Source organism: Chitinophaga oryzae (genome assembly GCF_012516375.2).
In the GTDB taxonomy this organism is placed as follows: Bacteria; Bacteroidota; Bacteroidia; order Chitinophagales; family Chitinophagaceae; genus Chitinophaga; species Chitinophaga oryzae.
Genome location: NZ_CP051204.2, coordinates 5143525 through 5165954, shown reverse-complemented (window position 1 = coordinate 5165954; position 22430 = coordinate 5143525). Strand labels below are relative to the sequence as shown.

Below are 22430 nucleotides of genomic sequence, written 5' to 3'. Positions count from 1 at the left end.
GATAAATTAAAAACAATATGAAAAAGAAATTGTCAAAGCTGAGTGCAAAAAAAGTTGAAACCCCTGAAGTAATTAAAGGTGGCCTGATGGCACTGGCCAGCATGGAAATGGACGGCGGTGTTACTACTCACTCTGCAACGCAGAGAGGTGATCAGTACTTCTGCGATCACAAACAAGATAACTAATCATTTCTCCTTCCGCATCATGATGAGGGAAATCAAAGAACTGCCAGCTATTGCTGGCAGTTCTTTCCCCACAAAAAATCAATATCCGGTCATGTCTAAAAAGATACTCATATTAAGTCAGTCCTACCTGGAAAGTACTACAGACCAGGTTTGCCAATGGATGGACTATTTGAAAATACCTTACCGGCGGTTGAATGGTGAAGATTTCTTCCGGTTTCAACAGCTTAGTGATCTGCCGGATAATACAGAAACTGCCGTGGTTTGGTACCGCAGGAAGATCGCTCACTTTCCGGCGGAGTTTAGCCTGAAGCAACCGGACTTTAACAGCCAGTACACCCTGAAACGTTTTCTGGTAGACGAATTCAACGGCCTGCATTCTTTTCTGTTTCATTCCATTGATGCCCAAAAATGGCTGAACGATCCCCTGTCCGAGAAAAACCTGAATAAACTGCAGGTGTTGCATTTGGCCCGCCGATTAAACATCTCCACGCCTTTTACAGAAGTGGTGACTACCAAAACAAAAATTATGGCTTTGCTCGAACAATACCCTGCATTGATTGTAAAGCCCCTCAGCGAATGTATTTTACTGGAGGATACCGAGCGCCGGGCTTTCAAAATGCTGACCAGCACCATCGATCAAAAGAGCCTGGGCGCAGTGCCGGAAACATTTTTCCCCTCCCTGGTACAGGAAAGGATTGTCAAAAAGTTTGAGATCAGAACTTTTTACCTGGATGGTGTATGTTATTCCATGGCCATCTTCTCCCAAAACAACCGGAAAACAACGGATGATTTCCGGAATTATGATAACCATCGGCCCAACAGGACCGTCCCCTATAAATTACCCGCTGACCTGGAACATAAACTGGACCAGCTCATGAAAATACTGCGCTTCCGCACGGGGTCCATCGACCTGATGGTGGACATGCAGGGGAACTATCATTTCCTCGAAATAAACCCGGAAGGTCAGTTCGGCATGGTGTCCCATCCCTGCAACTATTACCTGGAAAAAAAATTCGCACGGTTACTTCATCAATCTGTTCTCCATGAAAAAGAAATACATCAGCAACCTGAAAATAAAGAAAATACTGCCCCTGCCACTGTATTTTCTGAAGCAGAGTGAATCCGTTGCCTCCCTGCCCATCACGAAGTTTGAGAAAGCCTCGGGGGTTAACGCGGAAGGATTCGAACTGTATAATTTCTATAAACCGATCTCCAAATTCTGATTTTCTGTGATGGAATATCTAAATATATACGCAAACTGTCAACTGGTAAAGGGCGCCAATATGTCGCTGCTCTGTGATCTGCAAATGCGCCGGTTTTATCACCTGCCGAATGATACCGCTGAAGTGTTGTTGTTCCTGCAACAATATTCCATCGACGAATGTATCGCGCATTATGGGGAAGATAACCGGGAAGCTATCACCGGTTATGTGGACTTCTTCGTCAGCCGTGAGCTGGGATTCATCGATGACCGCATCCTGCCGGAGCTTACCGCAATGGAGCTCACCTGGGACCGCTTTGCGGATATTACCAATGTTGTTATTGAATACCAGGAAACCATCGACTATACCGGACCATTTTTCCGTGAGCTGCTGGACCAGCACCTGGAAGGGCTGGAGATCCGGTTTTATCAGCCGGTGGCGCTGCCTGAACTGAAAGAGTTACTGGCATTGTTCAGCGATTCCACGTTGCGGCATATCAAACTGGTACTGCCCTACGATAAAAGCCTGAATATAGCCACACTGGACGAACTGGTGAAAAAACACCAACGGGTAAAATCCCTGTTGCTGCATAGTTCACCGGAGGAAAAGCTGGAGAAAATATTCTCGGATTCTGTACCGGTATACTATTTCACCGGAGAAATCAACTCCTGCATGGCCTGCGGCGAAATACGCGCCCACCACTTTACGGTGAACACGGAACTATTCACCGAAAGCCTGCGTTTTAATAGCTGCCTGAATCGTAAACTGAGTATAGATCAGCAGGGATTTATCAAAAACTGTCCTTCTATGCGGGAGAATTATGGCCATGTGGCAGACACCTCCCTGCAGGCAGTGCTGGACAATAAAACGTTTAACCGTTACAATCATATCCGTAAAGACGATATCGCTGTTTGTAAAGACTGTGAATTCCGGTATGTATGTACGGACTGCCGGGCTTATATTGAAAATCCACAGGACATCTATTCAAAACCCCTGAAATGCGGGTACAACCCATACACCAACAACTGGGAAGAATGGGCGCAACATCCGATGAAACAAGCCGCTATCGAATGGTATGGAATGGCAGAGATAATCAAATGATATGAAGCTGAAAAAATTTCCTTTTTACAAGCAGCCGGACGGGAAGGATTGTGGTCCTGCCTGTATCAAAATCATCAGCAAGCACTATGGCAGGCTGACAGATATACAGGCTATCCGTACCCTCGCGGAAACAACACGGGAGGGCAGCTCTTTAGCGGGATTGTCTGCGGCTGCAGAAGGATTGGGGTTTAAGTCACTGGCGGTGAAAATAGATTTTCCCACGCTGGTGGAAGAGGCGCCGCTGCCTTGTATTTGCCACTGGGGACAACAACATTTTGTTGTCGTTTATAACATCAAAAAATCAGGTGGACGTACCCTCGTTCACGTGTCCGATCCGGCCTATGGGCTGATCACCTATACCCGGCAGGAATTCATTGATGGTTGGATGGGCAAAGGAAAAAAGGAAAATGATGAAGAAGGAATTGCCCTGCTGCTGGAAACTACGCCCGAATTTTATGAATCAGAAACCGATACACCTGCCAGGAGGAAAGATATTTCTTTCCTCTTTAGCTATTTTTTCCGGTACAAAAAACTCATCACCCAGCTTACCCTCGGCCTGCTGGCCGGTAGCGTGCTGTCACTGATCTTTCCCTTTCTCACCCAGAGTATTGTAGACATCGGCATACAGAACCATGACCTGAATTTTATCTACCTGGTACTACTGGCACAGGTGATGTTGTTTGTAGGAAGGACCGGGATAGAAGTGATACGCAGCTGGATCTTGTTGCATCTGTCCAGCAGGATCAATATCTCCATTGTATCGAACTTTTTTATTAAGCTGATGAAATTGCCCATCAGTTATTTTGATACCCGCATGACGGGGGACATCATGCAGCGTATCAATGACCACCAGCGCATAGAACAGCTGATGACCAATTCGTCGCTGAATACGCTTTTCTCCATGGTGAACCTGGTGATCTTCAGTATTGTATTGCTGTTGTATGATTACCGGCTTTTCCTGATCTATCTGCTGGGCGGGGTATTGTCGGTTGCATGGATCGCTTTTTTCCTCAAGAAAAGAAGAGACCTGGACTACAAACGTTTCTCCCAGGTATCGGAGGAACAAAGCAAGGTGATGGAACTGGTGAATGGGATGCAGGAAATCAAGATATACAATGCTGAAAGACAGATGCGCTGGGGCTGGGAGTTTATGCAGGTAAAACTGTTTAAGATCCATATCAGTGCCTTGTCCCTGGAGCAATGGCAAACCGTTGGTTCCAATTTCATCAACCAGATGAAGGACATCTTTGTCAGTTTCCTGGCAGCCAAACTGGTACTCGACGGTAACCTGACGCTCGGCATGATGCTGGCAGTACAGTATATCATCGGTCAGCTGAATGGCCCGCTGGTACAGCTGATGGATTTTGTAAAGCAGGTACAGGATGCTAAGATATCCCTGGAAAGGCTGAGCGAGATCCACGAAAAAGAAGACGAAGAACGCAGTGATATACAAACGGTGATGGATATACCGGAACAGGATATTGTATTGGATAATGTTTCTTTCCGTTATGTGGGCGCTGGTTCCCCTGTATTTGAAAACCTGAGCCTGCGTATCCCGCATCGTAAAACCACTGCCATTGTCGGCGCCAGTGGTAGTGGTAAAACCACATTGCTGAAGTTGCTTATGAAGTTTTATGATCCGGTGGAGGGAGAAATAAAGATTGGCCATGCGCCCCTGAAACATGTTTCGCCGCGCTACTGGCGTGATCAATGCGGTGTGGTGATGCAGGAAGGGTATGTGTTCAATGATACTATCGCTAAAAATATAGCTGTGGGCATTGATGATATTGACCGGACACAGTTGCGCAAAGCGGTAGAGGTGGCGTGCATCAAGGATTTTATTGAAAGCCTGCCCCTGAATTACAATTCAAAGATCGGCAACGAAGGTATCGGTATCAGCGGTGGCCAGAAACAACGCCTCTTTATTGCCCGTGCTGTCTATAAAGCACCGGAGTACATCTTCTTCGATGAAGCTACCAGCGCGCTGGATGCCAATACGGAAAAGGCTATCATGGGTAACCTGGAACAGTTTCTCAAAGGGAAAACAGCGGTGATCATCGCTCACCGCCTGTCAACTGTGAAAAACGCAGATAAAATCATCGTACTGGATAAAGGAAGGGTGGTAGAAGAAGGTAGTCACGACGAATTGGTGTCGCTCAAAAAAGAATATTACAGGCTGGTAAAAAATCAATTGGAACTTGGAAACTAAAAAAGATATACTGGACACGGTGCAACTGCATTCTGAAGGGGTGCAGGACATTCTGACGCTGCCTCCGCACTGGATGATACGTTGGGGTAACACCGTTATTATGGTAATTCTGCTGCTCATTTTACTGATGAGCTATGTGGTCAAATACCCCGAGTTTGTACCTTCCAAGGTGATCATCTCTTCCAGCAATCCGCCGGAGAAACTGGAAGCACGCACCAATAGCAAGGTGGAGGAAATCTTTGTGGAAGACCACCAAAAGGTGACGAAGGACCAGCTCTTGCTGGTGTTGCAGTCCACCGCAGACTACCGGGACGTGATCCGCCTGCGCAATATCATGGATTCGCTGGATAGTAAGGCATTGCCCCATTTCCCCCTGGCGGAAGTAGCCCGGTTTAAGCTCGGGGAGGTACAGGCTGACTATAATGCTTTTGCCAAAGCGCTCACGGATGAACAGCTGTATGCCCGCTTGCAACCCTATTCTCCGGACTTTGCTGCGGCAGAAAGGAGCCTGACGGAGTCGCGTAACCGCATCCGTACCCTGCAGCAGCAAAAAGCGCTGGAGCAAAAAAAGTATGAAGTCTCCAAACGGGAGTTCGACAGGTACCAGGAACTGTTTAAGGAAAAAGTGGTGTCTGCGGCGGAGATGGGCCAGGAGAAAATCAAATTCCTGCAGGCAGAACAGAATATTGAAAATCTTAATGTTACGATTTCTCAGTTGCAGGAGAGTATACTGGGTATAGAAAAAACGAGAAGCGGTGTGGCTATCAGCGCGCAAAAAGACCAGATCAACCTGAGCTCACAGACCGCCCAGCTGTTTGAGCAATTGCGGCGGTCTGTTAAATCCTGGGAACAAAATTACCTGTTCACCTCTTCCATAGATGGAGTAGTAGGCTTTCAGCAGTTCCTGGGTAAAAACCAGTTTGTAAAGTCTGGCGATATACTCGTTGCCGTTATGCCGGAAGATAAAAATATGCTGATTGGCCGCCTGCAGCTGCCAGCCACCAACTCCGGTAAAGTGAAGGAAGGACAGAAGGTGCTGCTGAAACTGGACAACTATCCTTACCAGGAATTTGGCTCCGTACAGGGCAAGGTAAAAAGCATCGCCAACACCCCCGATAAAGATGGTAACTACTACGTGAATGTGATTCTCCCGGATGGCCTGAAAACCTCTTTTCACAAAACACTTGCCTTCGATAAAGAACTGAAAGGCAATGCAGAGATTGTTACGCAGGACCTACGGTTGATAGAACGTTTCTTTTATCAACTACGAAAATTACTTCGGTTCGAGTAGGGTATTGGTTTACTATTGGATAATTTCCATTTGGTGAAAACGACTTTTTTCGTAGAAAAACAATAGATGTAAAAACGCTTTATCCTCGCTTGGCTGGTGTTGGGCGGGGTAATAAGCACCAATTTTGAGATACTTCCCCGGAGGCAGGGGAAATAAATGCAATTTTTTCCGCCGAAAAATAGATATTTGACGCACCAAACTGTCATGCTGGCACCGGACCTGCGATAATCAACCAAACGTCTACGGGGAAAATCATGGATGAAATAAAGGATAGAAGATATATTAAAGAAATTATAAAGGAGTACAACACACGCTTCGCCTCCTGGGGGCCATCAGATTCCTGGGACCTGGATCAGTTCAAGACACTTGAAAACATGATATTCGAACTGACCAACACCATGGTCAGCGCCAATACCCTCAAAAGGTTCTTTCAGCAACGTACCGGCAATCCGCAGCTGGCCACCCGGGATGTGCTATGCCGCTTGTTGGGCTATACGGGTTATATCGATTTCGTGATGAAAAAGACCCGGAAAGAGGAGCCGACAGACACTGCGGATAAACCCATCCCGCTTCCGGAAACGGTACAAGCCCCGCCGGTAGCGCCGGTGAAACCCAAAAGCCGGCGGCTCATTTATTTCTTAATAGCCCTGCTGCTGCTCATAGGCGCCGCTTTGCTGTATACCCTAAAGATCAGCGACAGCTATACAAAATACCAGCTCTCCAAAATTGAATTTGCCGCCTCCGATACCAAGGGCATGAATCCGCTCACAGTCACCTTCTCCTATGATATTCCTTCGGCGCTATTGGACGATATCCGGTTGATTTTTGAAGAACCTAACGGCGACACGCTGAGCAAGAAACTTTCCAGGCCTGTTGGCCAGGTAAACGCTACTTACATTTTTGAAGGTGATGGATTCTGCCACCTGCAGTATAAAGGAAAAACATTCAGGACGATCGGGATCGAGATCCGCAAGCCAGGTTGGTCGGTGTTTACGAGGAATGAACGAAAAGGCATTTTCAGAACGGCGCCCATACGCCAGGCTTACCATAAAGACGGATATGTAAGTATGCCACTCGACAGCGTCGTGCCGGAAGCGCGTCCGAATCATCTTTTTGTGAGTTATGTATTTTATAAAGAACAACTGGTAAACGGCGATAATTTTATGCTGGAAGCCAGGGTACGTAACTCAGCCCTGGAAAACGCCATCCCCCGTTCGGATGTAATGCTCTACATCCTGTCGGATAGCGGACGGCATGGTTTTGCCCTCAACGAAGCCGGCTATGCCTATATCAAATTCATCAGTGGCGAAAAAACCATTATGGGAGATGAATACAACCTGAGCGGGCTCAATTTCAACGCTTCCGAATGGCACGTTATGGGCATCCGGGTAGAAAATAAAAAATCCGCTTTCTACCTGGACGGAAAGCGGATCTGGAATATAGATTATAACAAACCGATAGGCGAAGCCAATGAAATTATTTTGCGCTTCAAAGGATGCGGTGCGGTAGACTACGTAAAACTGAGCAAACTCGATGGCCAGCCTGTTTACCAGCAGGATTTCAATGAACCGCTGCCATAGCCGGTTACCGGGCGTCCATCATTTTCTGTACTTCCATGCCGGCGAATATAACAGCAAAGGAGCCATGGGTATCGTTGTCGAAGAAAGGACGGTGCATGTAATACTCCACATCGGCAGAACACATCGTGCCGATGCATATTTTATGCACGGTGCCATCTTCTTCAATTTCTGATGCCACAGCTTTCCATCCTTTTTCAACTACGGGTGTAAACTTTTTCCTGTCCAGCCACCCCAGGCGGACGCCTCTCGCCATGGCCATGGTAAATATAGCTGTGCCCGAAACTTCCAGGGGAGAGTCGCTGCGGTTAATGACGTTATGCCAGAATCCTTCCGGGGCCTGGTAACGGACCAGCGAGTTGGAAAAGGTTCGATAAAGGGCCAGGATATCTTTGTATTTGGGATGATCTTTGGGTAAGGCCATCAACACTTCTGTCATAGCCCAGATGGCCCAGCCATTGGCCCGCGACCAGTAAGGCAACTTCACCTGCGGGCGCTGCGAATAGTTGGCATGCATATAAAGCTGTGCCTCCTTGTCCCATACATGTTTACTGAAGTCGAGTACCTGGCTGGCCGCATCGTTGAGAAACGCTTTCTTTTGTGCCGGGTCAGCGGCATACAATCCCGCCTGCACCAGGAACGGAATACCCATAAACATATCATCCACCCATACGGTATATTCTTCCGGCGTAGTGCGGGTATAGTTGGTATAGCCTTCACTCCTGATCTGGCCGGTTTGCGCATAGTTCATCATTTTACCGATGTATGTTTTATAGAGATTTTCATTTTTAAATCCATTCTCTTTGCGAAGCCTGTAGATAAGGGGGAGGGAAGGAGCCAGGGTAAAGTCAAGCAAACGGGAACCAATGACCATGGCATTCGCCGAATTATAGGCCCTGAGCCTATTTACCTGGTGGTTGACAAAGGGCATTCCTTCCATCTGGAAATCGCAGAAGTTGGCCGCCCACTGGTTGTATTTTTTTTCGCCGGTCAGTTCGCCCAGTTGTTGCATGGCCCAGGCTACGCCGCCGTTATGGTAGTTCCATTGGTAGGTGGTGCCCCATTCCTTCGCGCCGATCACATCTCCCAGCACTTCAATTTTGGGGATGGTCCAGGTAACGGCAGTTGTCAGGCCCGGGTACATAGCGCCAAAACGGATTTCTTTTTCCGGCGGTCTTGCTGTGTCAATACCCGGCGCGAAGGGGCCAATCACCAGCCAGTCTGCCAGTTGCGATACACTTTTATCAACATGCTTTACCTCCTTTAACCCGATTTCCGGATAAGCCCTGGGCCCGGCCACCACTGCGTCTTTTTCACTGGGTGGTTGCAGGAATACGCACCATTCTTTACCGGAGGTGGCTGATTTAATTAAAAGGTCATTGCTGCCTTTTTTCAAGTGCAGGGTGAACGATCCCGGCATCGTCATGCTGCGTTCATCTCTTTTTATTTCGATATCCTGGTTGCCTTTTTTCTCATATACCGGGCTGCCGTTGCACCAGATCCTGCAGGCATCGTTGTGGGCTGTTTCCAACGTGATAACAGTGTCCCGGGGAAACGTGAGTTGCGTGTAGGCATAAGCCACCGCTGCTTTCCCTTTTCCGAATGTGCGGCCGAAATCAACAAAGTGCAGGTTGTTGAGCCGGGGATTACGCCCCGGCAATATCAGCCGGTAAGCGAAGGGCGTTTCCCTGATCAGTTTATCGCCAATCTTTTTTATTTTATCTACCGGTTGCTGCGCCCCGGCGGTCCATGCCAGTAGCAGGGCGAATACGCCTATAGCGGTGCCTCTCCTGATGATCATCTTCATATCTCCATAATTTTTTGCTGTTTGCCAGATCTTCCATACCGGCTGTTCAATGCCATGGGGACACGTTTCGCGTCCCCATGGTAATCTTTTATGGCAACGTGCCCCGTTAATATCCCTGGTTTTGTACACAATTGATGTTCCTGTCCAACTCTGTTTGAATGATCGGCAGGGCGTACTGGTTACCGGAGCTCCAGGTGATGGCGCCTGCCCGGCTGTTTTCGTATACCTTCGCCTCGTTGGGGCCAAGCTCCCATCTTCTTACGTTAAACCACCACTTTGCTTCTCCGAAGGTTTCTGCCCAGGTTTCATAGTAGAGCGCATTTAACGCCAGTTGGTCCCGGAAGCCGGCATCCGACCGGTTGGGGTGGAGATTGGCTTTGGTAATTTGGGCGCCTGATGTTATGGCGGTATAGTCAATTGCCTGGCTGCTGTTGTCCGGCAGGTTCCATGCCCTGCGGTGTACCCTGTTGATGTAGTTCAGCGCATTGGCATCGGTATTGTTGCCACTGATTTTCCAGTAACATTCTGCCAGGTTCAGGTATATTTCCGGCAGGCGGGTAAAGTAAAAATCAGCGCTGTGCATACGTGGGTTCTGGCTGGCCTGCACATCGTATAAATTGAACTTGCGAAGGCTCCAGCCGTGTTTAATAATATTAGTGTTCTGTGCCTGGTTCAACTGGTACTCTGTTTCCGGGCCGCCGCCATAAGGCAGTATAGCCACTTTCGCGGTATTGTTCATCACGGAATCTACCCAGGGCTGGTAGGCGCATACCCATAATCGCGGATCGGGATCTGTGCCGTAACGCTTGAGCGTTTTCATGTTGCGGCACGAGTCAATGTAAGCCGTTTGTACGCTACGGCCGGGCGTGCCCAGGTCTTTCATCGCTGGGTAATATTGTTGCGGGAATCCAAACCTGCCCAGGTTCCGGTCGTGCATAAACATGTTGCCATAACCGGGCGTAGCGCCGCCAGGTATGCCGTTGTCATAGAAGGGCGTAATGAGCAGGCTTACCGCCGATGCAGTAGAACCGCCTGCCATGGCGTTATCACCGGACCTTGCGATGCTGATCTGGTGCAGGGCTTCGGTATTATTATTTTCTGTGGCGGAATACTTAGGGTTACCATTCCACATATTGTAATAATCATCGAACGGCATTAATGATTTCCCTGCGTTTTGAACGATATCCAGGAAAGCGTCCCGGGCTTCTGTCCACCGTTCTTCATACATCAGCGCGCGGCCCAGTAAAGCTTCTGCTGCGTAGTAATCGATACGTCCCTTATCTGCGCCCTCCCAGGTTTTTTTGACGCCGTTATTCGGATCTGTTAAATGTGCCATGGCCGCCCTCAGATCGGCGATCACATAGTCCCAGCATTGCTTCACCGTACTGCGGGGGCGCATTTCATCCTGGCGGTCGCCGATTTTGACATCGGATGTAAAGAGAATTACGCCGGGCGTGGCGTTGTCGCCATTGCCTTTTACCACTACTTCCTGGGCATATAAGTTCATCAGGAAGAAATAATGCCAGGCCCGCAGGTAATAGGCTTCGCCGAGTTTATATCGCAAGGCCAGGGTGTCGGCGGGCGACAAGCTATTGCCTTTCCTGGTTTTGTAGTTGGGAACGATTTGATCGATAAAGGTGCGCGCCTGTTGCACGCCACGGTACAAGCCTCTCCAGGGAGCGCCCGAATAGCTATTGGCGGCGCTGATGCGGAGTACCTGCAATTCATTCCATTCGCTGGTGCCCAGCCACGCCAGGTCGCCGGTATGATCGAGGTTATAGAAGAACCTTCCTAAGCCGGAGAAACCGAATAGTTCAACACTATGCGTATTGGCGTAGGGAGAGTTCAGGAAATAGTCCACCTGGGCCATGCTTTCCGGGAATATATCCGGGTTCAGCACGTTGTATGGCCTGGAGTCGTCTACAAAATCCCGCGTACATCCGGCCAGCCAAAGGCTGAGTATAAATAACAATGTGATACTGTTGCGTTTCATGAATGATAATTTTTTTGTTTAAAGGGACCGTCAGAACTTGAGTTCAATGCCAAATGCATGCAGCCTTGTTTTAGGATACACCTCGGCGGAAATGATCCCCTGTGCCAGGGCGGTGGCATTGGCGCCGGCATAACCTACTTCCGGGTCTACGTTTTTCACTTTGGTGATCACAAATAAATTCTGCCCGCTGTAATAAATCCTAAGGTTCGATAGATGGATGCGGTCCAGCAGCCTTTTAGGCAGGTTATAACCTACCTGTAAATTCTGCAGGCGCAGGAAGGAGCCCTTCTCTATATGAAAATCGGAGATCCTTTTATAGTTGCCATTAGGATCATACTGGAAGGCGGTACCATTTAAATATCCCCACCTGGGCTGGCCGGTTAAGCCATTGCCATACATGAAGGAACTGTTGAATACCTGGGAAGTGGTGTTGAAGTCGTTGTAAATACTCTGGTAGTAGCCATTCACGCCGTTGTATACATCATTGCCCATTGCTCCGTTAAAGAATGCGGCAAGATCAAAATTGCGATAGGTTAATCCAATGTTGAAGCCGTAGGTCATTTTAGGAAGCGGGTTCCCGATGATGGTGCGGTCCTTGTCGTCGATGGTATTATCGCCGTTCAGGTCTTCATACCAGATATCGCCGGGACCTGTTCCAGCTGCATAGTAGAACGCTTTACCGGCGGCCTGTGCTTTTGCGTTCAGGTCATCGATGGTTTTCTGATCGGGTATCAATCCTTTGGTTTTAAAACCATAGAACTGGGAGATAGGACTGTTCAATTCAGTGCGGGTGACGGAACCAGACCAGTATTCCCCGGCGGTGCCCGCGCTGATCGGCAGTTTTTCACCTCCGAACGACAGGATCCTGTTGCGGTTGAAGGCGGCGTTAAATCCAATATCAACGCCCAGTTTACCGAATGTTTCGTGGTAGTTGAGGGTTACCTCTAGTCCTTTGTTGCGCATCTTGCCCAGGTTCATATCCAGGGCATAGGTATCTGCAGATGAGTGTCCGCCAGCCATACCGGAGCTGAGTGGCAGATTGCGCTGATACAGCATGTTTTTGGTATCGCGGATATAATAATCTACTGTGAGGTTCAGGCGGTTCTGGAAAAAGCCGATGTCCAGTCCTATGTTGGAGGTGACCACCGTTTCCCAGCGGATGTTATTATTGGCTACGCGGCCAATTCCCCAGCCGTTTACCGGGCCGGTGCCGGGCAGTTCGTTGAACTGTGTTTTGTCGTAGTTGGCCAGCGAAGGGATGTATGCATAGCTGCCTACGCCGTCGTTGCCGAGGCTGCCGTAGGTAAGCCGCAGTTTCAGATCGGATAACGCAGGGATCTTGTCTTTGATAAAATTTTCCTCCATTAATCTCCAGCCCAGGGCGGCAGAAGGGAAGGTGCCTGCCCGGTAGGCGGGGGCAAACCGGTCGCTGATATCCTGGCGCAGGTTGGCTTCAAACAGGTACTTGTCTTTATAGGAGTAATTCACCCTTCCGAAATAACTCAGCATACGGGTAATGCCGTAGTTGATATCGGTAGAGCGGCCGCTGGTATTGGCGGGCACGTTGCTCAGATCGGACGACTCCGCAAAACCTACCGGGAATGCGTCGGCAATCACCGGAACGGAGTACGCCGAATTTACTGCATAGATAGACCCGGCCAGGTTATCGGCAGAAGTTTGCCGGCCTTCGGTCCCCACCAGTATTTTGAATTCATGGGAACCGATTTTTTTATCATAGGAAGCCACCAGGTTGCCCAGGTAGGCGATGGTCAAAGCGCTTTGTTTTCTCAGGTTATCCTGTGGCTGGTTGGATTGACCGGATACATACCATTTGGCTTCAAATTGCCGGGCCATGCTGGTGCTCCAGCCGGCCGCGCCGGTAGCGCGGATATGCAGGTCCCTGATGGGTTCGTAGTCGATATACATATTGCCTTCCGCTTCGAGGGAATTGTATCTTCTGTCGGTGGTATTCACATAGGCAGCCCAGTTGCCGCCGTTGTAATTGCCGGAGGAGGGGAGCCCGGCCCAGGAACCGTCGTCGTTCCTGGGCCGCATCATAGGCGTAGAGCGGAATGGCAGCGCATAGGCATTAGCCTGGGTGCCGGTGATCACCGGCGGGTTCTCGCGGTAAGAGTAAAGATTTAATCTTTCGCCGATCTTTACTTTCTTTCCTATGTTCAGGTCACTGTTGATACGCACGCTGTAGCGTTCGGACCAGGAGTTATTCACGATACCATCTGCGCGCCGGTAGCCTGCTGACAGGTAATAGTTCTGCTTTTGGTTACCCCCGCTGACGGCGGCGTTATAGTTCTGTTCTTTCCCGGTACCATATAAATAATCTACCCAGTTGGTGTTTACCGATTCATCCCAGCCGGCGGCGGCTGGATTGATGGCGCTCCAGGCTCTTTTGTAATCCGGTGTGCCTAATAGCTTAGGCAGAAAAGTACCATTGCTGTAGCCCTGGCTCAGCGAGATGTCGACCGTTGTCTTTTCATTGCGGGACCCTTTTTTGGTAGTGATCAGGATAACACCGCCAGCAGCCCGGGAGCCATAAATGGCGGAAGAAGAGGCGTCCCGAAGGATCTGTATGTCTTCAATGTCTCTCGGGTTGATGTTAAATCCGGTGTTACCGATGGCGGGTACGCCATCGATCACATAGAGGGGCGACATGCCCCGGATGTTGCCTACGCCGCGGATAACCACGGTGCCGTTGGCTCTTGGATCTCCACTGGAGTTGGTGACCTGTACGCCGGCGGCGCGGCCCTGGATCAGGGTGGCAATGCCGGTAACGGCCATCCTGGAGACATCTTTTGTTTTTATGGAGGAGACGGCGCCGGTCAGGTTGGCTTTTTTCTGCGTACCATATCCGATTACTACGATGTCGTTGAGCTGTTTGGCATCGTCGGCGAGCACAATCTCCAGGGTGCGCTGCTGGCCCGTAACTGCTACTGTTTTGGAGACAAACCCGATGCTGCTGAATGCCAGTGCGGTCGGTGTCTTTTTCAGGGTGAGCGTAAATCGCCCGGTGGTATCGGTGCTGGTCATGTTCGATGTTCCCTGTTCGGCTATGGTAACACCCGGCAGTGGCGTATTTTGCGTGGACATTACCACGCCTTTTATTGTTATGCTCTGCGCCTGCACTTCTTTAGTACCGGCAATAAAAGCCAATAGCAGGCATATCATGCTCAGTAACTGCTGCATTCTCATATAAATTGCATCGTTTTAGTTTTTAAAAATTGGCATAAATGGTAAACAGGTGCAGGGACTAATAATCTTTTTCAGCTGCGCCAATGGTGGGCGGTTTAGCGCTGGAAACAGGGAGGCCAAAGAAATCTCTGCCGCCGTTGCCATTGATGAGAATGCCGGTGTTAACAGCCGGGGAGCCGGGCAACAGTTTATACCCGTTGACGGTGTTCATACCGCTGCCACCTGTGCCAGGTGCTGTGAGGCGGGGATTGGCCGCCAGGGCGTTGCTGTCGCTCGCTGCTTTGGCCCCGGGATAATAAAGATTGTGGTCGTACACGATATTGGCCTGGTCGTCGAATTGAAGCGCCGGTGCATAGAAGATATTGTTCCGGAATTCCAGCCCCGGATGGACGCCTGTTCCGCCGGCCCTGTCCATTACGCCCACCAGCGAGTCGTTGTAAAAAGTATTATTATATATATAGATAGGCACTACTTTACCATTGGGATGCCCGTGTAATTCGAAGGTCCTGCCTCCAAAGCCGTTGCCATCATTCTGACTGATATTGTAACGGACAATACCCCGGGTGAAACTGGGCCCGGGATCGCCCATGTGCAGGAAGAAGCCGCCTGCATTGTCATGTGAATAGTTATATTGGATAATGGTGTAGCCGGGACTACTCAGATCGATATCGAATGCTTCTGAGTCCATCGAGGAATAGGGAACGGGGTTAGTGAGCCGCGTATAGGCTACTTCGTTATATTGAATGGTCATGTCTTTACCGCGGCCCCATAAACCTGCGAGCACAATATTCATATTTACCCCGAGGGTATAGGCGCCGGCATTCAATACGCGGTTACGTTCTATCAGCACATTTTTCGCGGTATACACGATGATGCCTTCCAGGGCGGTGTTGTCGATCACATTTTTGCGGATGATGACATGATTGTTGTAGAACGTGGTGTCTTTGTTGCTGCCATCGCCGAGCAGGATGCCCCGGGAAGAACAACGTTCGAGGTGATTGTCTTCTATCCGCAGGCTATCGAAGTAGGCCTGTGCTGCATTGGAGCGGATAAAGATGCCTCCCTGCATATGCCGGTTGGTGATAGGCATGCCTTCTACATCATGGATGTGATTGTTCCGGATCGTGACGCCCGGGTAGCTGCCGTTGGTGGCGAGCGCTACATAAATGCCGCACAGCGCCATATCCGGTGGACGCACTGCCCGTGGATGGCTGATGTCAAAATTTTCAAATGTAAGGTACCGGGCATCCTGGATCAATACGGCCGACAAGGTGGCATTATTACCGGTTATCCGGGGTTTATCCCCCGAACCATAGGCGCTGAAGGTAATTTTTGCATCAGCCGTGCCGGAACTTTTAATGACCAGCGTACCTGTCCAGGCGCCCCCTCTTTTAAACAGGATGGAGTCGCCGGGCTTAAAGGTGACCGAGTTTACCTTGCTGAGCGTTTTCCAGGCTGTGGCGGGGGACAGACCGTTGCTGGTGTCAGACCCGTTGGTATCTACATAATACCGGGTAGTGGTAACTACCGGGCCGGTATGGTCAGGAGGCCATCCGGCGCCGATAGGAGGCCATTCTTTGTAACAGGAACTTAGCAATAAAGGTTGCAGGATAAGAAATCCCAGCAGGTAGGGTACGTGCTTTTTTGTTTTTTTCATATGTGGAATGCTTGAGTGGAATTGTTAGTTTTTCAGCTGGCTCACCAGGCAGATTCAAATCTATTGGCAGCGGGTGGGTTGGAGCAAACAGAAACGCCGAAAAACTGCGAACAAACAGCAGACAAAGTACGATCAAAGTTTTAATTTATTGACATTTAACTATTTACAAATAGTTTATATAGTTGTTGCGAAAGGGCATAAACGACGCCGGCAAGTTCATGCCCCGCGGCGACATGGCCATTGCCGACAGGAAACTGACCGCCGGACGTCTCCTGGCAGCATTACAACGAACAGGCTTTTGCGGGGCTTGATTTTGTGAAAGCGGGCAATTATGTCAAACGCATGAGGGACGGATGGAGAAGTTTGGGCCATGGAGGTGGCGCAGACGGCATGAATGGCGAATTAGCTTCCTGATAAGAATTGCAAATCCTGTTTATTGGATTTTTATGCCGGCTTTTTCAAATTCCCGGACTAATCTTTTATCGAAGCCTGCGATGTAGGCGGCAAATGACAAAGAATCTTTTACTTCAGGAATGGCCTTGAAAGGAAGGTCCGGTTCTTTAAACCTGTATAAAGTAGCGGTGGTATTATCGTTGCCTTCAAGAAGTACGGAGTCGCCATAGTCCGTGATCTTAGCTGCGTAGTAATTTGTAAGGTATTTCAGGGAATCATTTTCTATTTTGTAGGGAAGCCCGAACCGGCCGACTTTCTGGTTATAGAAAACGACGTATTGCGAATCAATATCAAACTCGCTATACCCATTTTCCAATGAAAATCTATACCATTTCCCGGTTAAATATTTTTTGTTTCCTTCCATGTTTTGAAGATTGGAGGAATCGCAGGCAGCAAGCACAAAAATGAAGGATGCAAGAAAATAGGGTGCTGATCTCATCATAGCTGGTGGTTGAATAATATTAAGGAATCCGGGCAGGGAATACTGCATTAGATACTGCCTGACAGAAAGCCAGGCAGTATTTGTGTGTCATTCATCAAGCTGGTGTTTATTGCATCCAGATGGTACAGTTGATATTGCCATTGGTATTAGAGCCCCAGGTCTCTGAAACCATAATAGCCGGAATATTTAACTGGCCAAGTGTGTATCCTAAACTACTCCACTTGTTATAGTGGTTGGCAAAAGTAATGACGTGATTTTGTCCGGTAGAAACTTTTGTAACTCTGGAGCTATAAATCTGCCGGAAGCCGTCGCCGCCATCGATATTTTTACCTGTCATCCAGCGGGTCCATACGTTATAGCCTGCCCCATCGCTTTCAAATGTGCCTAAGTAAGTACCGGTATGAGGTGACACTGCCCCCCATGTTTCATTCACATAATACTCATAATAAGGGTTCCGGCTCCATCCGTACCAGCCGAAGGTACCGCCACCGGAATTGGCATAAGTACCGAGATTATATCCTATTTTGTAGGTTGGAGAGCCTGCCGAATAGCCTTTGCCGCACGTAAAATTGCCGTTAAATCCGTTCCAGTTAACGCTGTAATTGCCACCGGCGCCATTTGCGTAATTAACGGTACCGGTAGCGCCATCACTTTTCCAAAGCGACCAAAAGAAGCCGTTATGTGTACCCGATTGGTAGGATTCGGTCGCGGCTTTGAAAGGACGCTCCGTACCAACTCCCCCGGGCTGGGTCTCTGCCTCTTTTTTACAGCTTGTTAAAATTGTAGCGCCGGCAAGTGCCACAATGGCTGCAGCGCTAAAAGTAACCTTCCTGGTTACGCTTGTTAGTGGGTTTTGTTTTTTCATATCGTGGTTATTTTGTTAGAGAAACAAAAGAAACATATTTAAAAATGGAACAATGCTAATAATCGCCGAATTTGTTACACAAATGTTCATACACCGCTTATCGTTGGCCTGCTCCCAAACGTCATATTGTCCATAGAAAGCATTGAAATTCCCCCGGTACGGGAAAACACTTCCCGGGAGGCCCTCCGCTCATCCTTGCGTCGGTTGGTCCTCCTGGTATTCAATCAGGGGGGCCGTTATATTCCCGGACGAAACATTTTTACCCTTCATTTCAACATTTGTGGCAGTCTGCTGAAGGGCACAGGGGTATCTTGTCGTCACAAAAAATCGTTTGCCAGATGTTTTTAAGACCTGTCGCTTTTGTCTTTGTATGTTTAAGTTTGATGATAAACGGCCTTGCCCAACAAAGTTCCCCGGCATGGCAAGCCGATCCCCAACCGGTGGCGGATGCCGGCGATGCACGTTTTTATTCGGGGGTAAATACCTATGTCAATCCGGTCTTGCCTGGTGATCACCCTGATCCAACGTTGCTAAAGGTGGGTAATGACTTCTATCACTGCGGTTCCTCTTTCCATTTTAACCCTTATCTCCCTATCTATCATTCCAAAGACCTGGTACACTGGAGAGTGATTGCCCGCGTTTTGCCGCCCTCCAATACTGATATTGTAACGGACCGTCCGGGGAGCGGTGTATGGCAGGGCGCCCTCACGTACTTTTACGGTTCCTACTGGATCTACTTTTCTTCCCATGGACAATGGTTTGCTAAGGCGCCATCACCGGCAGGGCCATGGTCCGCTCCGGTGCGGGTACGGGAAAATGTTCGTACCGGTCCGCTTGGTTATGATAACTCCATTTTTGTTGATGATGACGGCAAGCCCTATATGTTGATTAAAAATGGCCAGAAAGTGAACAGGATACAGGCGCTTGGGCAGGACGGGCAACTCACCGGTTCCGTGATCAATCTGGACTGGATGAATGCCGGACTGCAGTACAGTTGGGCGGAAGGTCCTGTGATGTGCAAGCGTAACGGATATTATTATTATTTCCCTGCGGGTGACGTGTCCGGTGGTCAGTATGTTTTGCGGACAACAACACTAACGGCGGATTCCTCTAAGTGGGAACGACTGGGCGATTTTTTCAGGCCCATTACCGACCCGAATAATGCTTTCCCTCGCCCCAATCATATTTCAGCGCCTGTACAACTCGCAGATGGCACCTGGTGGACGATAGGCCAGAGCTATGAAAAGCATGGCGACGACGACTGGTCCGGTATGGGACGGCAAACCTCACTTTATCGTGTAGCCTGGGAAGGCGACCGCCCCTGGGGGGAGGCGCCGGTTAGCGGGCCTGTGGCAAAACCCGCACTGGATAATAATAACACACCCTGGCGTAGTGTGCATACAGATCGTTTTGACAGCGACAGCCTGGGCTCCTGGTGGCACTTCTTAACACAACGCGCCGCTGCGGCCTATTCGCTGACGCAGCGCAAAGGGTGGGTCCGCCTGTCTCCTGATAGTGCCCGCGCACACCTGTTGCAAAAGGAAACAGACCATTATTATACGGCCGTTACCCGCATAAGGGTGGATGCCCCTGTTCCGGAGGCACATGGCGGTATTTATCTGACCAACGGAAAACAAAGCGTGTTTGCCCGCCTTTATTATGACCATGGCAACAGCCCGCGTATTGTATTGCAATTGGATACTGCGCTGCGGGAAATGCCATATCACAAGGGAAAGGATGTTTGGCTGAAACTGGAACGGTTTGGGCACCGGCTGACCGGCTTCTTTAGCACGAACGGCAAAGACTGGCAACAGGTGGGCCTGCCGGTGAGCGCAACGCCCATCGATAAAGCGCAGCCCGATTTTAACAGCTGGGTAGGGACCAGCATCGGTTTATTTGCAGAAAAAGGCCCGGTCGACTTCCGTTTTTTTATTTGTAAAGATGGATTCTCCCGACTTCCGGCGGTGGGATGCAGCAATTATTACGGCATCAGCAAAATAAAACAGGGGGACGAATCCGCAGTTACCAATTCTTCTGTACATGGTGGATGGCTGATGATATCGGGGGTGGATTTTGGCGCTGCCGGTGAAGCAAAGACCATTGAAATAGCGGGCAGTGCTACTAAAGGCGGCAAATTGGAGCTGTTCACCGACGACCTGGAGAAGGGCCGGCAAATCGCTGTGGTGCAGGTGAAGCCGGGAGGAAACAGGTTGCATACGGGCAGTTTGCGCCAGGTGTCCGGGCAGCATGATCTTTTTATCCGGTTCCCCGCCGGCTCCTCGGGAGATGTCATCATTCAAAACATCCGCTTGTTGAGAGCAGAAAAATAACAGGCCACCACCCGTTTTTTGCTTTAATGGAGTATATGATTATTTTATTTGTTTGAATGACATTTATTATTTTAACAACAGAAAAATTCCACGATATGAAAACTACAGTACTTGGTTTTTCCCTTTTCCTATTATTTACCATGCCGGCTTTTACGCAAAACGTTGTTGAGCATGCAATGCCCGGTTTTGACTCCCCCCGTGCAGACATACCGCACGGCAGGATTGATACTGTCAGGTATAATTCCACAACGGTAGGTAACCAGCGCAAGGCATTGATATATACGCCGCCCGGATTTTCAAGGCAGAAAAAATACCCGGTGCTGTACCTGCTGCATGGCATCGGCGGTGACGAAAAGGAATGGTTAAACGGCGGCATGCCCCAGGTAATCCTGGACAACCTGTATGCTGAAGGGAAAGTTGAGCCGATGATCGTTGTGATGCCCAACGGCAGGGCTATGAAAGACGACAGGGCCATCGGTAACATCATGACGCCCGACAAAGTGCAGGCGTTTGCTACCTTTGAAAAAGACCTGTTACACGATCTCATTCCTTATATACAAAAGAACTACCCGGTGTACACCGACAGGGACCATCGGGCCATCGCGGGACTGTCGATGGGAGGTGGGCAGTCCCTGAATTTTGGCCTCGGTAACCTGGATAAGTTCGCATGGATAGGTGGTTTTTCATCTGCCCCCAACACAAAAATGCCGGAGGAACTGGTGCCCGACCCCACCACAGCAAAACAGCAAATAAAGCTGCTGTGGATCTCCTGTGGCGCCAGTGACGGATTAGTTACCTTCAGCAGACGCACCCATGAATACCTGCAGAAAAACGATGTGCCACATATCTATTATATAGAGCCGGGCGTACACGATTTTAAGGTGTGGAAGAACGGTCTGTATATGTTTTCCCAACTGATCTTTAAACCGGTGGATACCGCCACATTCTCAAAATACCCGGTGGCGGGCATGCCTGCCGAAACCAATGTGCGTACTGCAGGATATCCGCAGATATTGCCGGACCACCGCGTGATCTTCCGCGTAAAGGCCCCGGAAGCGCAGAAAGTGCAGGTCGACCTGGGCCGCAGGTACGACATGATGAAAGACACCGGCGGTTTATGGACGGTGACAACAGATTCCATCAGCGAAGGGTTTCATTATTATTCACTGCTGATTGACGGCATGGCAATAGCAGATCCTGCCAGTAAAACTTTTTATGGCATGGGCAGAATGGCAAGCGGTATTGAAATACCCCTTACCGGCGATAACTATTATGCGTTAAGAGAGGTGCCGCACGGAGATATCCGTGTCAGCAAATATTTCTCGAAGGTCACCCGCTCCTGGCGGCAGTTGTACATCTATACGCCTCCCGGCTATGATGCCAATACAAGTGAAAAATATCCTGTGCTCTATATTCTACACGGCGGCGGTGAAGATGAAACCGGCTGGGCCACGCAGGGCAAGGCGGACCTGATCATGGACAACCTGATTGCTGCCAAAAAAGCCGGACCGATGTTGGTCGTGATGCCGGATGCCAACGTAGGCGGCGCAGCTTTCGATGAGTCCGGGCTGAAAACATTCGAGTCGGAACTGAAGGATGTTATCATTCCCCTGGTAGAAAAAAAATTCCGTGTTGAAACCGCTGCCGCCAAAAGGGCATTGGCCGGTTTGTCCATGGGAGGCATCCATACGCTTTATACCGGTATCCGGAACACCGAACTGTTTTCCAGCCTGGGAGTATTCAGCTCGGGGTGGATACAACCCCGGCAGGGTGGTATTGCAGCAGCCCAGTACGATTTTATGGGCGCTAACGCAGCCATGATTAATAACAACCTGAAAGTACTGTGGATTGCCATGGGAGGAAAAGAAGACATTGCCTATAAGAACTGCCAGCTGATGCTGGCAAAACTGGATGCGCTGAATATCAAACATACCTATAGCGAATACCCCGGTGGCCATACCTGGCCGGTATGGAGAAATAACCTGTTCAATTTTGCGCAACAGCTTTTTAAATAATTGGAGCACAGGATGTTAATACCTGTTACTAAACACAGGAAGACAGGCTGTTTGCAGGTTATTTAAACATTATTGCTATCCTTTTGGAGATTCGTA

15 protein-coding genes are annotated in these 22430 nt (G+C 49.4%); 9 read left to right on the top strand and 6 right to left on the bottom strand.

Translation table 11 applies throughout. The features are described from left to right. Positions 1-17 precede the first annotated feature (17 nt). The 6 genes from HF324_RS20520 (at position 18) to HF324_RS20495 (ending at position 7568) form a co-directional block, all read left to right on the top strand. On the top strand, positions 18-185 hold the full coding sequence (locus tag HF324_RS20520; protein ID WP_159455961.1) for a hypothetical protein: 168 nt from the start codon (positions 18-20) through the stop codon (positions 183-185). Positions 186-276: 91 nt separating this feature from the next. Next, on the top strand, positions 277-1305 hold the full coding sequence (gwsG, locus tag HF324_RS20515; protein ID WP_168804274.1) for a grasp-with-spasm system ATP-grasp peptide maturase: 1029 nt from the start codon (positions 277-279) through the stop codon (positions 1303-1305). A gap of 112 nt (positions 1306-1417) precedes the next feature. Further along, the gene (gwsS, locus tag HF324_RS20510; protein WP_168804273.1) at positions 1418-2488 is read left to right on the top strand and encodes a grasp-with-spasm system SPASM domain peptide maturase; all 1071 of its coding nucleotides are present in this window, start codon (positions 1418-1420) and stop codon (positions 2486-2488) included. Between the two features lies 1 nt (position 2489). After that, the gene (locus tag HF324_RS20505) at positions 2490-4697 is read left to right on the top strand and encodes a peptidase domain-containing ABC transporter (RefSeq protein ID WP_220100788.1); all 2208 of its coding nucleotides are present in this window, start codon (positions 2490-2492) and stop codon (positions 4695-4697) included. Then, entirely contained in the window at positions 4687-5988 is a 1302-nt protein-coding gene (locus HF324_RS20500; protein WP_168804272.1) for an HlyD family secretion protein, read from the top strand. The genes HF324_RS20505 and HF324_RS20500 overlap by 11 nt, the downstream gene beginning before the upstream one ends. Before the next feature lie 254 nt (positions 5989-6242). Then, positions 6243-7568, top strand: coding sequence for a hypothetical protein (locus tag HF324_RS20495; protein ID WP_220101213.1), 1326 nt, complete (start codon positions 6243-6245; stop codon positions 7566-7568). Positions 7569-7572: 4 nt separating this feature from the next. Here HF324_RS20495 and HF324_RS20490 read toward each other — a convergent pair whose 3' ends face one another. From HF324_RS20490 to HF324_RS20475, 4 genes are all read right to left on the bottom strand, one after another. Next, the gene (locus tag HF324_RS20490) at positions 7573-9372 is read right to left on the bottom strand and encodes a glycoside hydrolase family 88/105 protein (protein ID WP_168860697.1); all 1800 of its coding nucleotides are present in this window, start codon (positions 9370-9372) and stop codon (positions 7573-7575) included. 106 nt (positions 9373-9478) lie between these two features. Then, positions 9479-11365, bottom strand: coding sequence for a RagB/SusD family nutrient uptake outer membrane protein (locus HF324_RS20485; RefSeq protein ID WP_168860696.1), 1887 nt, complete (start codon positions 11363-11365; stop codon positions 9479-9481). A gap of 30 nt (positions 11366-11395) precedes the next feature. Further along, entirely contained in the window at positions 11396-14572 is a 3177-nt protein-coding gene (locus HF324_RS20480; protein WP_168860695.1) for a SusC/RagA family TonB-linked outer membrane protein, read from the bottom strand. Positions 14573-14630: 58 nt separating this feature from the next. After that, positions 14631-16229, bottom strand: a complete 1599-nt coding sequence (locus HF324_RS20475; RefSeq protein WP_168860694.1) for a right-handed parallel beta-helix repeat-containing protein — start codon at positions 16227-16229, stop codon at positions 14631-14633. A gap of 185 nt (positions 16230-16414) precedes the next feature. On the opposite strand from HF324_RS20475, the gene HF324_RS33660 reads away from it, so the two are divergent. Continuing rightward, positions 16415-16540, top strand: coding sequence for a hypothetical protein (locus HF324_RS33660; protein WP_258539168.1), 126 nt, complete (start codon positions 16415-16417; stop codon positions 16538-16540). 122 nt (positions 16541-16662) lie between these two features. Here HF324_RS33660 and HF324_RS20470 read toward each other — a convergent pair whose 3' ends face one another. Continuing rightward, complete coding sequence (locus HF324_RS20470; protein WP_168804267.1) at positions 16663-17172, bottom strand: hypothetical protein; 510 nt, start codon at positions 17170-17172, stop codon at positions 16663-16665. Positions 17173-17230: 58 nt separating this feature from the next. After that, positions 17231-17989 carry a glycoside hydrolase family 11 protein gene (locus HF324_RS20465; RefSeq protein WP_168804266.1) on the bottom strand — a complete coding sequence of 253 codons (759 nt, stop codon included), beginning with the start codon at positions 17987-17989 and terminating at the stop codon, positions 17231-17233. 338 nt (positions 17990-18327) lie between these two features. Between HF324_RS20465 and HF324_RS20460 the strand changes: the two genes are divergently transcribed. Both HF324_RS20460 and HF324_RS20455 read left to right on the top strand, forming a co-directional pair. Continuing rightward, positions 18328-20319: a family 43 glycosylhydrolase gene (locus tag HF324_RS20460; RefSeq protein WP_258539167.1), complete on the top strand. Its 1992-nt coding sequence runs from the start codon at positions 18328-18330 to the stop codon at positions 20317-20319. 95 nt (positions 20320-20414) lie between these two features. Continuing rightward, a complete protein-coding gene (locus HF324_RS20455) occupies positions 20415-22334 on the top strand; it encodes an alpha/beta hydrolase-fold protein (protein WP_168860693.1) in 1920 nt (639 codons plus the stop codon). Positions 22335-22430: the final 96 nt, after the last annotated feature.